Origin of the sequence: Treponema vincentii (genome assembly GCF_018336815.1) — a bacterium.
Classification (GTDB): domain Bacteria; phylum Spirochaetota; class Spirochaetia; order Treponematales; family Treponemataceae; genus Treponema.
In genome coordinates, this window is the sequence record NZ_CP050497.1 from 59,269 (window position 1) to 74,177 (window position 14,909).

Below are 14,909 nucleotides of genomic sequence, written 5' to 3' on the forward strand. Positions count from 1 at the left end.
GTTAAAAAACTTCTTCCACTTACCGAAAAAAGATTGCAAGAGAGGTGTGTATGAATGAGATAATGTTACATCAATATAATTTACTTTCTACCGAATTACAGCAGGAAGTGCAACATTATATTGAATATTTATTTTTAAAAAATAAAACGCTGAGTAAAAAAACTCGTGGAAATATAACGCAGCGAGAAAAAAATAAAGCGTATGAAACTCTAGTACAGTATGTAGGTTGTATCCCACCAGATATTGATTATAAACACGCTATTGTAGAAGAAACGGTTAAGAAATATGACAGTATTACTTGACACAAATATCTTAGTTGATTTTTTAGCAAAACGTCCTCAGTTTTTTAATAATGCACAGTGTATTGTTAAAAAATGTAAAAATGAAGAAATAACGGGAGTTGCAGCAGTTCATACTATTTCAACGCTATTTTATATCTTAAAAAAATATATTCCGACAGAGAATATATACGAGCTTTTTTAATTCCAAATCGTCCGCATTTTTTTATACCACCTATACACGACTGCAACGGCAAATAGGAAGGATAAAAAATCGGAAACCGGTTGCAGCAGGTAGATGCCGGTTTTGCCGTATACGGCAGGCAGAAGATATAGGAGTGGTACATAAAAGAAACCCTGCCGTGAAATTGATATGAGGAGCGCTGAAAAATAATTGCCGATATTCTGCATGAACATACTACTGACGGCAAAAGCGCCGAGCAACGGAAGCGAAAAGCATTGCATCCTGAGTATCGTAATTCCGGTAGACACAACTTCATCATCATTGGACATAAGATGAATACATTGTTCGGCGAAGATGAATAGGATTATTGAAGCGACTGTTAAAAAAATTGTTCCCACGGTAACAGTCGTAATAAAGGCCCTTTTTACCCGCTCATATTGTTGAGCACCGTAATTCATCGCACAAATCGGTTGAAACCCCTGCCCCCAACCGATCATAATCATAAAAGCCACTGCAACAATTTTTGAACTTATTGTTAAAGCAGCGATCATACTTTCGCCGTACTGCGCCGCCGTAACATTGAGCAGCACCAATGCAGCACCGGTAATTGCCTGCCGCGAAAAATTGGGAAGCCCCCCTGCAAGAATATGATACACACGCGCTTTACTGCATTGAACTTTTTTTATGCTAAAAGAAATAGCTCCGCGGCTTCGAGCAAGTGCGGTCAGCACAATACATCCGATAATCTGACCGATCAGTGTTGCATATCCGGCGCCGATAAATCCCATATTAAGCGGAAACATCAATAACGGATCCAGTACCATATTGCTCAGCATTCCGGACAATAATCCGATCATTCCATCGCGTACATTTCCGCATAAGCGCAGCTGATTATACACGGTTATTGCATATAAGCTGAACGGAATGCTGATGATAATGATCTTTAAATACTGCACGGTAAAGGCGAGCACGTCTTGAGATGCACTGCCGCCGATCAGTGTTGCAAGCGGTACAACAAAAATATATGCTGCGATTGCGATTACGATGCCGGTTACGATTGCAATGACAATGCCTATCGACGAAATGATTTCCGCTTCCGCATAATCGTGTTCTCCGATTTTCTTTGACATTACGTTACCGCTGCCGTAACCGTACCAAAACCCGATTGCTTGAATAACACTGACAAAACTGAACACCACACCGATTGCCGCAATCATCGATCTATTGTGTAATTGTCCGACAAAAAAGGTATCGGTTAAATTGTATATAACACTGATCAGCATACCGATTATAGTCGGAATTGCCGTTTTAATGAGCAACGGAAAAATCGGTTTTGTTAAAATATTCAATCGCCTTTGTTCTTTTAAATCCATCCCAGCAACTCCGTAATGTAAGGCAACCGTATCGGAAATCTTTTGAACGGTTGCTTTCCTTTAGTGGAAAATTTTAAATAAAATTTCCCACCATTTTTTCAAACTCAGTGCAGATGCATCAGGAAGTGTGGATCAAGTAACGCAGAATACGTGAGGCAGAGCAACCATTTGAGCCGCAAAGCGGCGAAACTCTGGTTGAACGGACTCACGTATTCTGCGGCATAGCTAAAAAGCACCTGATGCGTCTGCACAGCTCCGTACTTCACCCTTGTTTCCGTTAACGGTGATGAGGTCGCCGTCCTTGAATTTGGCGGTGGCGAAACCGACACCCAATACTGCCGGTATATTAAATTCCCGTGCAACAATCGCTGCATGGCTGAGTGCAGAGCCGGTATCTGCAACGACAGCACTTGCAAGTTTAAAAAGCGGTGTCCATTCAGGATCGGTGAGATGACACACCAGCACATCTCCTTTTTGCATCTTATAAAATTCTTCAGGTGTGCGGATAATGCGTACCGTTCCTACAGCAGTTCCCGGGCTTCCGCTCACCCCTTTCAGCACATCCCCTTTTGAATCAAACACCAGTAATTTTGAAGCTTCCCAAACTTTTCCCGCAAGCGGAAATTTTTCATTCCGTCTTGCGATCTTTTCTTTATAAACATCACTGATATATCCGGCTTTCAACACTTCCAGTAATTCACGATGAAAAAGATTTGCAATTCCGTTTTTATAATCTCCGCTGTTTAAGAGCAGAATATTTATCCGCTTTACACACTGTCTGACATAATAAAAGAGTGTTTCCCAGAGATACTGCGATTCTTCTCGAACAACATGAAAATACCGGAAGCGCTGTATGTCTTTTTCTATACGCGGATATTTGTTTCCATAAATACGCTTTAATTGCTGTATTAAATCCGTATAATTCTTGTTATCATGAGAATGCTGATCGGATGTATCAGCGGTGTTTAATAACGGGCGTATAATATTGACAAGCCTATAGGGATCCTCGATAAATGTTTTTGCTTCGATGCAATAGCAGTTGTAGTCAGACTTAAAACCATTCTCTTTAATAAAATCATCCGCAAGCTGCTTAAATGCAGGAAAATCGGCACACAGTGTGTTGAATCTTTCGCCTGATAGTATGGCTTCCGTTAGGGCTGTGTTTTTCCGTATCGTATCCGCTATGCGAGAAACAGCATTGGTAACGACCGCTGTTTTATTATTGAGTTCCCAATAAAAATCAAAGGCGGAATAATTCGTATCTACACGTTGTATTATTTTGGTGAATTTTTTGCTCATTAAAAAAGACGGGAATAATGCATACTTAAATCTATCGTATGCAAGTTTTTCTGTCAGCACATAACTTCGTTCCATAAATGCAGTACATTCGGCTAAACTCATATTTTCAAAATCTAAGGTTTTAATATGCGCTATTTCTTGTTCATATTGAGTCATAAAATTTTTACATACTTCTACACAATAGTCAAAATTTTTAAGCATCCGAATAATTTTAAAAATATGAAAAATACGCAGCGTAAACCCTTTTTTTGTTTTCCGGAAGCGTCTGAATACCATCGTCATCAATTACAGGGTTTGAATTAAAAACAATACCGCCTTCTGCGAATATCCGTGCTTTTTGGTTGTTAATTGCTAGCATATAATCAAAGTCCAGTGCACGGTATGCAAACGGCATTTTTTCAAACTGAAAAGCCATATTTTGTTTCATCATTCGTGTTAATTTACTACCTTTGAGATATTCCTGAACTAGCTTCTTATCATCATTATTTTTTAAGGTTGTTATTGCACGTGCTTGCAAAATATATATTTCGTTCTTTTGTATTGCCCATTCAATATCCATCGGCATACCGTAGTGTTTTTCTATTTTTAGTGCAGCGCTCAATAGAGCTGCAATCTCAGTATCATTCAATGCCCGCGCTGTTCTTTTTTCCTCGCTTACCGATTCTTCTTTTGTGTTTTTATCTGCATAAACAATTTGCGTTTCTTTACTTCCGATAGTTACTTCTAGCACATCGCCTGATTTATTTACAATATAGCTATCTGCCGTTACACGGCCGCTTACCACACTTTCCCCCAATCCGTAACTTGCGTTGATCTGTATTTCATCTTTGTTTTGTGTTACCGGATTGACGGTAAACAGAACGCCCGCTTTCTCGCTTTCTACCATTTCTTGAATGACAACGGCAATCGCAACACCGCTTTGATTATATCCTTGGTTAAATCGATAGCGTACCGCTCTCTCTCCCCATAGTGAAGCATAACAATGGCGTATTTGAAGCAGGACATCTTCTATCCCTTGCACATTTAAATACGTTTCCTGCTGACCTGCAAAACTTGCATCGGGTAAATCTTCCGCTGTTGCTGATGAGCGAACCGCAACTCTCGCAGCTTCTCCGAGTTCTGCATATTTATTCCGTATCTCTTTTTCCAATTGAGCAGGAAAATGTCCTGTTATGATTTTCTTCCGAAATGTACCGACTGCGGATAACAAGGCTTGTTCATCCGTTTGCGCCTCTGTAAGAACGCGCAAGATAATTTCATCTATGTTATTTTCTTTGAGAAATTCTCGATACGCATCTGCGGTAATCACAAATCCCTTAGGAACCGGTATTCCCGCAGCAGTCATCTCGCCAAGGTTAGCGCCCTTACCGCCTGCAATGAGTACATCATCTTTATGTATCTGTGTAAAATCAGCTATCCGCATTATTCAACTCCTTTAAGGAAAAACGCTTACAGTATTTTCAGTGCGGTTTCTCTGTATGCCTTTTTCTTTTAAACGCTTACATTCATACTTCTATATATTTGTGCACAACTCCGGCAATATATGTTCGCAGCACATCATTAAAATACGCTTCATCAAATTGATAACACTGAGAACACAAAACCGCACTCCCGATAAATGCGCTCATCAACCCTTTTTGATCTACCCACGTAATTGCACTGTGCTGTTCCCAATACCATATTAGCTTTGCTAAAAAATCTTGATACAGAATTTCAATTTTATGTGCCTCATTTTGCCCCTTTGCTTCAAAGAGCTTAAACGCATCCTGATAAATAGGTTGGCTTTGAATTTTTATCATAAGATCAATCGAAGATTTGTATATCATATCCGTAAGAAATGCCGCCGGGTCGGCAAGTGAAGTTGAAAACTTTTTTTCAATATTGCGTAGTTTTTGATTTGAGCGGTACACAATGAGTTCTATAATCAGAGCATCTTTATCCTTCCAAAAATTATAAAAACTCCCCTGTGCAATACCGACCCGTTTGGTCAATTCCGCTATGCTCAAGGATTTTGTTCCTTTATCGTGAAATAAATCGAGCGCGGTTTCCATAAGCGCTTCTTTTATTTTTATGCGTTCTTCTTCGGTAAATGCTTTCGGCATACTGCATCCTTCGTTCATACGGAGCGTTTAATACCTCGTCACAGTGTTTCGGGATTACTCACTCGTCTCTATGTTTGTGAATATTTTATCATTTATTCATTGCTAATATAGCAAAAGACTTCGTGTATGTCAATGAATATTATACGGTTTATTCATAGTCTCTGTTCAACAGCAAACGTTGTATGCCTTTGATTCAATAGAAAACAATCGCGCTATGTATACACTTGAACACATCTATCAAGAGGAGAAAATACTCTCTTTACAATGAGCATCTTTTTAGAACCGGTATTCAAGACTTGCTTGGATAAAATGGTTGTTTTTCCAATTTGAAAACTCGCTCTTTTTGTTTGCAGCATAGATATAGGCGCCGGTACCTTCTACATATAATTCGTCTTTAATACGGTAACGCAGCTTAGGCATTATGACAAAATCGTTATGTTCTATGCCCCAGATACAGGTTATGGAATCGGTAAGGTTTTCATGCAACCAAGAATCGGAAATGTTGACAATCAATTTATTGTTGGTAGCTTTTTCTGATGTATCCCAATCCATATCGAATTTCCCGTTTCCGTTATTTTCTTTTACCTGTTTGAAGCCGAGTGTCCATGCGCCGAGGTTTTGGATATTAATATTGATATTATTTAAAGGAATATCAACGTCAAATCCTATCACCCACTGAATACTATTGTTATGTACTGCGGGATCGGTACCTTTAAAGTCACCTGTCATGTAATAGGCTAATTCCGATTTTAAATTAAACATTGCAATAGCTGCACCAATATCGATGCCGAAGATATGTACCGGATCATAGTGCACGCAATCGGCGAGGCTTTTACCTGCAAGCGCATTGGCAACCATGGCTTCTACGTCAAATGACGGTGTCTTATAGTGACCGAAATAATACTGCCCCGCCATATCCACCGGCCCTGCCGAACCGGAAAGCCGTATGCCGTACTGTCCGTATTTGATGTTATGTATATCGGGTAAAAAGGCAGCTACCCCCAATTTGGTAAGCGGATTGAGCGGCACATTATTGACGGCAAAATGCGCAGCCGTGATTACCTGCTGTTTATAGGCAGCAACGGTTTTCGTTATTTCTTTTGTGATAAGGTCACTCTCTGTTTTAAGGAAACCGGCAAGGGCATCCGCCGCGTTGCGAGCGATGATCTCTGCAATCTTTTCAGGCGGTGCAGCTTTTTTAATCAATTCGATAATCTGCCTCTTTGCCTCATCAGGCAGCTTCACAATAACACTGCTTAATAGACTTGCGGGATCTTTCAACAATTTAACGACCTCACCGTTATCGGGCAGCCGTGCGACCTTCTCAACCGTTTCGAGCAAGGCATTGTATACGGGACTATTTTCGTAGGCATCGATGCTTTCTACCAATTCTTTTAACGTCTTGTATTTTTCTGCTGCGACACGCTTGTCGACTGCGTTGAAGATACCACCAGGGATATTCTCCCATGCAGCTTTTGCATCATCCCGTTTTTTTATAAGGAGGTCTTTTATCGCTTTTTTATTTGTGCCAATCCCTTGCTGCAGTTCGGCGATGAGTTGTGCGTCCTTCCCGATGGCGGATTGCACTGTTTGAGTAAACTGTTTAAAATCGGCATCTTTCAGTAATCTGCTAAGAGGAATTTCGGAAGGAAAAGCCGAAGGGTCAATACTCTCATATAACGCTTTAGCGGTACGTTCAATCGGATCATATAAAGAAGCATACAGTTTATCGGCAGACGGTACGGTAATATTCGGCAGTAAGGCTGCTTGAGAAAATTTTTCAATATAGGATTCTGCGAGTGTTTTTGCCTTTGCTTGCACCGTCATAATCTGTGTAGGAACCCACGGACCATTCAACGCGATACGGTCGGGTGTCATAGACGGAGCCCATGCAAGTTCAAGCCGCAGCGGGATCGGCGCATTATAGGCAAAGTGTACCATCGGTTCGCCTATTCTGCGGTCTATATAGGCTGGAATGGTAAAGTCGGTAAGGTCGTTTGCATTAAACACATCGAGTACGTGAATCATATCGCCCTTGCCCCATACCAATTTCAGTTTTCCTGCAGACAATACGCAGTCGCCTAAATAGACACGCATCGTCAATTCATTCAGAATATCAAGCGGATAATCTTTTATCGTCCGCACATTCAACTGCAAATCGGCGGACAACTCCGTTTTAGCGTTGCTGTGACTCACCGTAAGTCCGAACACAGGAATTGCATCAGCCCGCTTTACATCGGGATGTACCCAAAGTCGTGTATCCAGTTTAGCGAAGCCGTGCCATTCCAGCGTTTTTTCCGATTTGCTCATCGAAGCTGAACTCATTGCGCTGCTTGTATCCGTTTCTGCCGAAGTGAAATTCGTTTCCGCAGAGTCGGACGCTATTTCTCCTGCATCGTCAAAAAAAGACTCCTGCGCAAACAGCGTTCCCAGTAGCGCAACTGCAATCAGCACACACATCAAAAACTTTTTCTTCATATTAAGCCTCTCCGTATTCATCGCCCCGCAACGGCTTCCTGCGGCAATTCCAATGGCTAATTGGTAATGCGTAATCAATTTGTAATTGGTAATTTGTAATAAGTAATTACCCATCACAAATTATGAATTACCAATTATATTACAGTTTTCCTGTGTTTAAAAAATTCTGCGTGAACATTTTATCGTTGATCGGTTTATCCAATTCGAGCTTGAGAATGGTGATGCGAGTAGTATGCTTCGTTTGTACGTTCGTCATTTTCCCCTGCATAGGAATCCAATAGGCTCCTTGTTGTTCGAGTTTTTCAATTTCCAAAACTTTCAGCAACGCACCTTTTTTATCATACATTTCAATTTTTATCGGTATGGATGTTTTTTGATCGATGTATGAAATTCGCTTAAGGTACTGGCTTGACTTTGCGTTAACCGGTGTCGATTCAATCTTATAACAGGTGTAAGATCCGACTGTTTCTGTTCCCAGCAGTTCGTGCGTGTCCTCGTCAATCTTGCGCGTTTCCAAATCGTCATAGCTCGCATCAGTTCCCATAAAAGACTTTGAGCCATCGGAGGAAGCAATGCGTCGAGTTGTGCGCAGTGCGGGCATATATATCCATTTATCATTGGCACGGTCTTTATTCACGATCTGCAAAAATCGCGTATCTTTTACCGAAGCAGGCTGCCGGAATATAATCAACGCCGCTCCGGTTTTATCACCGGGATCTTTTGCCCATTCTTCGATCATGCGTTCGTCAACGGAATTGTTTGAATCGATCAATTCCATTTTTACAGCGCTGTGCGTAAAACGCGGACGCGGTACATCCAGCGACTTTTGTACGACACTTTTACCGTCTTCGGCAGCAAGTGTTCCTGCGATACCGGCAACCAACAACGGTATCAAAACTGTTTTCAGTAAGTGTTTCATTTTTTCCTCCTATACAATACCGCCACGGATGGCGGTGGTTATAGCAGAAGCGATATTTTGGCGTTGCCAAAATTCGCTATCAACCGATGGACACGGAAGTTCATCGGTTGGCAGCCATAAAGCGTGGTTTAAAAATATTGAGCAGTACCGGTAAAATCGTCATTGCCGCGACGGATCCGGTCAGCATAACAACTGCAACTAAAAATCCGACAAATCGCAACACCACAAAGCGTGAAAAACACAACACAACAAAGCCGAAGCCGACTGATGCGGCATTGACCATAATAGCCTTTCCCGAAAGTTGTAACGTATTGACCGTTACCGCAGTTAAATCGTCTGTTCTCAATCGTTCTTTATGGTAGTTATTCATAAAGTGAACGGTATAGTCGATACCGATTCCAATGGCGATCGCAGCTACCAGACTGGTTACCATATCAAGATTGATACCGGCTAATCCCATAATGCCGAAATTCATAAGGATAGAAATACCAAGCGGAACCGCACCGATAAGTCCGGCAATCGGAGAACGGTAATAGAGAGACAAAATACAGAACACAATCACAATAGCAAGTAGCAAACTCGACACCTGACTATCAATAATCATCGAGGTCATTGCGGTTTCAAGCTCTCCAAGTCCGGACGCTTCCAACGTGTAGCCTTCGGGAAAATGTTGTTGTGCATACTGTTCGGCAGCGTTGATAACCGCTTTTATCTTGCCGGTATCGTGAACACGCATCATTATCTGCATACGAGTCTTTGACGGCTCCAGCTGTTCATCAACCAGATCGTCAAGTGAACCTGAATACAATAGAAGATACTGTGAGATTAAATTTTTTAATTCCTCACGATGAGCAACCGGATATTTTGAAATGTCGTAGGGAATTTCATCATAAGCAGCTCCGTTGTAATTTAGTTCTTTTTGCAGCGCGGTCATAAAATCAGGAAGCGTAACGTTCTTTCCTCCCGATTGGGCATACGCAGCGATAAAAAGCTCCATCACGTCGTCGGTTGTCAGTGTTTTTCCGCGATATCGTGCGGCAAAAGAAGATGGTTCAGTAGTCGTACTTGATACGATTTGCGCCGTAAGGTTATCCGGTGAAGACACATCCGTCATTCCGCCGTCTTGTTCAGCATTGGAATCGGTAAAGAAACTTCCGGTGTCCGAAAAGAAACTCTCGGTGGATTGTGAATTTTCATCGACAGCCTCGGCTGCATCGAAAGATTCCGGCAGCATATCTTTATGCATCACTTGATTGAGCCGCTTGATAAAATCGGAGAATGATAATATCGTTCCGATCTCGGCATAATTATCGGTGAGGAAGCCGGAAAGATCATCCATTTGTTTTAAGATTTCTGGGTCGCAGAGCGCGCCTTTCTTTTTACCGTCAATCAGCAAACTGAATCCCGTAGAGCCGACATAGTGGTCGTCTATATAGGAAACGCCTTCGCGTATTTCAGAATTCTTGGGGAAATATTCCAAAAATGCCGACTCGATATTTAACTGATGAATACCCCATATCGAAAGGCTGATAATGACAAGCAACATAATGATAAATCCCGCTCGATGTCGATTAAAAAAGAGATAAATCTTATGTGTCAGTCCTTTTTCGTCTATTTTTATTCCCAACGCGGCAAGTCGTGCATTTTGTTTTACCGCATGTACCTTCATTCTATTTTGCTGTTTTTGTACAAGCCTTATTGGTTTCAGTACCAGCAATGCAGGAATGAGCAAAAAGGCGACAACCAATTCGATTACAATACCGTAGGCGCTAAATGTTGCAAAGGATTTTAGCGGTTTTATCGGGCTGGTGATGGTAGATATAAAGCCTGCGATAGTTGTAATACCTGCAAGCAATACCGGTGCGCGGATCTCTTTCAGCGATTCGGCAACGGCGGTGCAATGGCATTCCTGCGAAGTTATCAGCGGCTGCATTTCAAGATGCTGATAATAATGATTGACAATGTGAATACCGTAAGCGGAACCGACGGCAATAAGCAATACCGGCAAGCAGCTTGATACAATCGTGAGCGGCTCTCCCAAGACAGCCATCGTACCGATTGTCCATACCGTACTGATAAGCACCGCAAGCAGCGGTAGAATTGTTCCTTCAATATTCTTAAAGGATAAAAACAAACAGAATAAAACTACCACTGTGATTAACGGAATAAGATTGCGCAAGTCGGCATACATAAAAAGCGTTGCATATTCGGCAAGTACCGGATCACCGGCAATTTTATAAGACATCCCGTTCAGCGTTTGCAAATTCCGCTTGACTATTTCTACCGTATTGTTATAAAGCGCACTGATTTCAGATGGGGTACAAATTGACGACAGTGTTACGACAATCTGCACACCTTTAAAATTATCGGAAATAATCGTACCGAGATAGGCATGCGGCCATTCAAAGATTTTTTGTTTTATCGCCTGAATTTCCGCTGCAGTCCCCGAAAAGGGTTCGGGGAGCAAGGTTTCTACAACAAGGGAACCATCTTTTGCCGTGATAAACTCAATATTGGTTAAAGAGCGTACTTTCACAACATTATCGACTAAAGCAAGCTCTTCGGAAATATTTTTGACGGCGGCAACATAGTCTGAGCGAAGGATCGTATCTTCCTTTGTTTCAATTACGATATCCATTGCATACTGATCGCCGAAATCCGCTGTCAGTTGCTTGAACCTTATATTTGACGGATGCTTTTCCGGGAAAAAGTGACGCAGTTCATTATCCATATCGATTTTTGGAATCATAAAACCGAAAAGCACGGTGATAGCTGCGATAACCATTATCACAGTATATGCGTAATTTTTCCCATATTTCATATTTGTAACCTACCGATGCGTTTTTTTGTTTACTGTATTTTTTCTCTGAGCCTTCTTATAAAATCTACTAAATTATCCGTAATCGTCAATATCATTTTCAAATGAAGTGAGCGAACCTTAAAATTTCAATCGCAATTCAGGGCTTTATTTTGGGTACCTTTTGTGGTATGCTATATTTGTTTTTAAAGACAGGCATTCCTGAAAAAACAACAAAGTTTTTCGAGATGTCTATAAGACATTTTTTACCGGCGTTGCCGGCGGATACTGTCCGAGATACCTTTTTCGGGCAGTAGGTTTTACAAAATGGTATGTATAGGAGCTATGCTATGAAGAAAATCGGTGTTGTAGGTGCAGGCACGATGGGACAAGGAATTGCCGCCTCGTTTGCTTCAAACGGGTATCAGGTTACGGTATGCGATCTAAAAATCGAATGGGCGCAATCGGGAATAGATAAAATCGCAGCAAATTACGATAAATTGGCCGCGAAAGGCAAAATAACGGCGGAAGCAGTCGCTACCATAAAAGGGAATTTAAAGACCGGCGTATACAAAGATTTGGCTGACAGTGATTTAATTATCGAAGCCATCTTGGAAACCAGCGAAGCTAAAAAAACGCTTTTTACCGAATTGGATGGTATTTGCAAAGAGTCTGCCATTTTTGCAACAAACACCTCTTCTCTGTCCGTTACCGAAATTGCCAAGGGCATTAAACACCCCGTTATCGGGATGCATTTCTTTAACCCTGCCGATAGAATGAAGTTGGTAGAAGTTATTTCAGGAATCAGTACGCCTGTTGAAGTAAAAAACACCATTATTGAAACAGCTAAGAGTTTGGGAAAAACACCCGTTGAGGTACAGGAAGGACCCGGTTTTGTTGTAAACCGGATACTGATCCCCATGATTAACGAAGCAGCTTTTATTCTGCAGGAAGGTATCGCGACTGCAGAACATATCGATACGGCAATGCAGCTCGGCGCAAATCATCCGATGGGACCGCTTGCACTCGGAGATTTGATCGGTCTTGACGTTGTGTTGGCAATTATGGACGTATTGTACCGCGAAACGGGCGACAGCAAATATCGCTGCTGTACGCTTATCCGTAAGATGGTGCGCGGTGGATTACTCGGACGCAAAACCGGAAAAGGCTTTTACGATTATTCAAAGTAACAAAGCGGAGGTATACAGATGAATACGGTATTATTTCATATAGACGGGCATATCGCTACAATTACCATTAATAAACCGCAGGTTTTAAATGCGCTCAGTACCGAGGTGTTGACTGACCTTAATCAGGCGCTGGATGAGATTGAAAAAGTAGACAACATTTACGCGGTAATTCTTACCGGCGCCGGTGAAAAAAGCTTTGTAGCAGGTGCGGACATCGCAGAAATGAAAGATAAAGACCCCAAACAAGCGACCCAATACGCACAGTTTGCCGATGGGATATTTTTCCGCATAGAAAATTTCCACTGCCCCGTCATTGCCGCAGTGAACGGTTTTGCACTGGGAGGCGGTTGTGAGCTTGCAATGGCCTGCGATATCCGTATCGCTTCAGAGACTGCCCGCTTTGCTCAACCCGAAACAGGCTTAGGGATTACGCCGGGATTCGGCGGTACGCAACGGCTCGCACGGCTTGTCGGCGCGGGACGTGCAAAAGAGCTTATCTACACCTGCCGTACCGTAAAAGCGGACGAAGCGCTTGCAATCGGCCTTGTCAATAAGGTAACAAAGCCGGAAGCTTTAATGCAGGAAACTCTTGCTATGGCACAGACCATTTGCCAAAAAGCGCCCTTTGCTATTAAAAAGGCAAAAGAAACTATCAACAGAGGCTTGCAGGTAAGCATTGATAAAGCAATCGCCATCGAAACGGAAGAATTTGCGCAGTGTTTCGCAACGGAAGATCAAAAAATGGCTATGAACGCTTTTGTCAAAAAAGAAAAGGTTGAAAAATTCAATAATCGTTAGGAATAGTCATGGATTATCATTCGTTATACAAACAAAAGTTGACCACAGCGGAAAAAGCAGCGCAGGTAGTTAAGTCGGGTGATTGGCTCGATTATGGATGGGGAAATAATACCCCTGTAGCTTTCGATAAGGCATTTGCAGCGCGGTTGCCCGAACTTGAACACATCCACATCAGAGGCGGTGTCCTATTACGGGAGCCGGAAATTTTTAAAATAAAAGATCCGGCGGCTCATCTTACGTGGAATTCTTGGCACATGTCCGGCTATGAGCGTAAAACCATTACAGGCGGATTCGGCTATTATATTCCGCTCCGCTATTCGGAATTACCGCGCTGGTATTACGAAAATATTAAGCGCCTTAACGTATCGATTTTCCAAACAACGCCGATGGACAAGGATGGTTTTTTCAATTTCGGATTGAACGCCTCGCACCTCAAAGCGGTTACGGATTGTGCGGATATCGTCATTGTGGAAGTCAATACCAATATGCCGAACTGCGTAAACGGGGTAGATGATAAGATTCACATTTCCAATGTTGATATGATTATCGAAGGGAATAATCCGCCGATAGACGAACTCGTCGATAAGGGTGAACCGACCGACGTAGACAAGGCTGTCGCAAAGCTCATCATCGAAGAAATTCCGAACGGAGCATGTTTGCAGCTCGGTATCGGCGGGATGCCTAATACGCTCGGCGCGATGATCGCAAAGTCCGACTTAAAAGACCTCGGCGTACACACGGAAATGTATGTTGATGCCTTTGTCGATATTGCCAAAGCCGGAAAAATAACCGGCGCAAAGAAGGCGATTGATTCGGGTCGGCAGGTATTTGCCTTTGCCGCAGGAACAAAAAAGCTCTACGATTATGTGCACAACAATCCGGCATGTATGGGGGCACCGGTCTCTTACACGAATGATGCGCGGGTGATTGCTCAAATCGATAACTTTATGTCTATCAACAATGCAGTGGATATCGACCTATTCGGTCAAGTGAATGCCGAAACGTCGGGAACCAAGCATATTTCAGGAGCGGGGGGCCAGCTCGACTTCGTATTGGGCGCCTATCTATCCAAGGGTGGAAAAAGCTTTATCTGCTGTTCGTCCACCTTTAAGGATAAAACAGGGGCGCTTACCTCCCGTATCCGGCCGACGCTTGCGCCGGGTTCCGTTGTTACGGACACAAGAACCAATGTCCATTGGTTCGTTACCGAATACGGAAAGGTCAACTTAAAGGGCTTATCGACATGGCAGCGGGCAGAAGCCTTAATTTCGGTCGCGCACCCCGATTTTAGAGATTCACTCATTGCCGAAGCGGAAAAGCTCCATATATGGAAGCGCTCCAATAAACGGTAGGACACTTTCGAACTTCCATCTTTCAACAGCCTTATATACCGTCTTTAAGGCAGGGCAACGAGACAACGGTCTTTAAGGCTGTTGCGCTCAAGGATATTCTGCATTATAAACACGGGAAGATTGTCTCTATAGATTCTCT

General features: G+C 42.5%; 10 protein-coding genes and 1 pseudogene. 5 read left to right on the top strand and 6 right to left on the bottom strand.

Features of this window, described 5'->3' with window-relative positions:
- Positions 1-50: 50 nt before the first annotated feature.
- Positions 51-302 (top strand): hypothetical protein, encoded by a 252-nt coding sequence (locus tag GWP40_RS00265; protein WP_212565594.1) that lies wholly within the window; start codon positions 51-53, stop codon positions 300-302.
- Positions 286-483, top strand: a complete 198-nt coding sequence (locus tag GWP40_RS00270; RefSeq protein WP_212565595.1) for a PIN domain-containing protein — start codon at positions 286-288, stop codon at positions 481-483. The genes GWP40_RS00265 and GWP40_RS00270 overlap by 17 nt, the downstream gene beginning before the upstream one ends.
- Here GWP40_RS00270 and GWP40_RS00275 read toward each other — a convergent pair.
- The 6 genes and pseudogenes from GWP40_RS00275 to GWP40_RS00305 form a co-directional block, all read right to left on the bottom strand.
- Entirely contained in the window at positions 480-1,835 is a 1,356-nt protein-coding gene (locus GWP40_RS00275) for an MATE family efflux transporter (protein ID WP_212565596.1), read from the bottom strand. The genes GWP40_RS00270 and GWP40_RS00275 overlap by 4 nt on opposite strands.
- A gap of 225 nt (positions 1,836-2,060) precedes the next feature.
- Positions 2,061-4,557 (bottom strand): annotated as a pseudogene (locus GWP40_RS13340) (PEP/pyruvate-binding domain-containing protein).
- Between the two features lie 82 nt (positions 4,558-4,639).
- Complete coding sequence (locus GWP40_RS00285) at positions 4,640-5,236, bottom strand: TetR/AcrR family transcriptional regulator (RefSeq protein ID WP_212565597.1); 597 nt, start codon at positions 5,234-5,236, stop codon at positions 4,640-4,642.
- 276 nt (positions 5,237-5,512) lie between these two features.
- Entirely contained in the window at positions 5,513-7,714 is a 2,202-nt protein-coding gene (locus tag GWP40_RS12425; RefSeq protein ID WP_230974491.1) for a hypothetical protein, read from the bottom strand.
- Positions 7,715-7,853: 139 nt separating this feature from the next.
- A complete protein-coding gene (locus GWP40_RS00300) occupies positions 7,854-8,633 on the bottom strand; it encodes an outer membrane lipoprotein-sorting protein (protein ID WP_212565598.1) in 780 nt (259 codons plus the stop codon).
- A gap of 100 nt (positions 8,634-8,733) precedes the next feature.
- Positions 8,734-11,454, bottom strand: coding sequence for an efflux RND transporter permease subunit (locus tag GWP40_RS00305; RefSeq protein WP_212565599.1), 2,721 nt, complete (start codon positions 11,452-11,454; stop codon positions 8,734-8,736).
- 326 nt (positions 11,455-11,780) lie between these two features.
- Between GWP40_RS00305 and GWP40_RS00310 the strand changes: the two genes are divergently transcribed.
- Genes GWP40_RS00310 through GWP40_RS00320 form a run of 3 tightly spaced genes read left to right on the top strand, consistent with a single transcriptional unit; the run spans position 11,781 to position 14,770 of the window.
- Positions 11,781-12,620 carry a 3-hydroxyacyl-CoA dehydrogenase family protein gene (locus GWP40_RS00310; protein ID WP_212565600.1) on the top strand — a complete coding sequence of 280 codons (840 nt, stop codon included), beginning with the start codon at positions 11,781-11,783 and terminating at the stop codon, positions 12,618-12,620.
- 18 nt (positions 12,621-12,638) lie between these two features.
- Entirely contained in the window at positions 12,639-13,418 is a 780-nt protein-coding gene (locus GWP40_RS00315; RefSeq protein WP_212565601.1) for an enoyl-CoA hydratase-related protein, read from the top strand.
- Positions 13,419-13,426: 8 nt separating this feature from the next.
- Positions 13,427-14,770, top strand: coding sequence for a butyryl-CoA:acetate CoA-transferase (locus tag GWP40_RS00320; protein WP_212565602.1), 1,344 nt, complete (start codon positions 13,427-13,429; stop codon positions 14,768-14,770).
- Positions 14,771-14,909 lie beyond the last annotated feature (139 nt).

Excerpts from the sequence above, each read along its gene's own strand:
- GWP40_RS00265 (WP_212565594.1), top strand. The coding sequence starts at position 51 with ATGAATGAGATAATGTTACATCAATATAATTTACTTTCTACCGAATTA.
- GWP40_RS00270 (WP_212565595.1), top strand. The coding sequence starts at position 286 with ATGACAGTATTACTTGACACAAATATCTTAGTTGATTTTTTAGCAAAA.
- GWP40_RS00275 (WP_212565596.1), bottom strand. The coding sequence starts at position 1,835 with ATGGATTTAAAAGAACAAAGGCGATTGAATATTTTAACAAAACCGATT.
- GWP40_RS00285 (WP_212565597.1), bottom strand. The coding sequence starts at position 5,236 with ATGCCGAAAGCATTTACCGAAGAAGAACGCATAAAAATAAAAGAAGCG.
- GWP40_RS12425 (WP_230974491.1), bottom strand. The coding sequence starts at position 7,714 with ATGAAGAAAAAGTTTTTGATGTGTGTGCTGATTGCAGTTGCGCTACTG.
- GWP40_RS00300 (WP_212565598.1), bottom strand. The coding sequence starts at position 8,633 with ATGAAACACTTACTGAAAACAGTTTTGATACCGTTGTTGGTTGCCGGT.
- GWP40_RS00305 (WP_212565599.1), bottom strand. The coding sequence starts at position 11,454 with ATGAAATATGGGAAAAATTACGCATATACTGTGATAATGGTTATCGCA.
- GWP40_RS00310 (WP_212565600.1), top strand. The coding sequence starts at position 11,781 with ATGAAGAAAATCGGTGTTGTAGGTGCAGGCACGATGGGACAAGGAATT.
- GWP40_RS00315 (WP_212565601.1), top strand. The coding sequence starts at position 12,639 with ATGAATACGGTATTATTTCATATAGACGGGCATATCGCTACAATTACC.
- GWP40_RS00320 (WP_212565602.1), top strand. The coding sequence starts at position 13,427 with ATGGATTATCATTCGTTATACAAACAAAAGTTGACCACAGCGGAAAAA.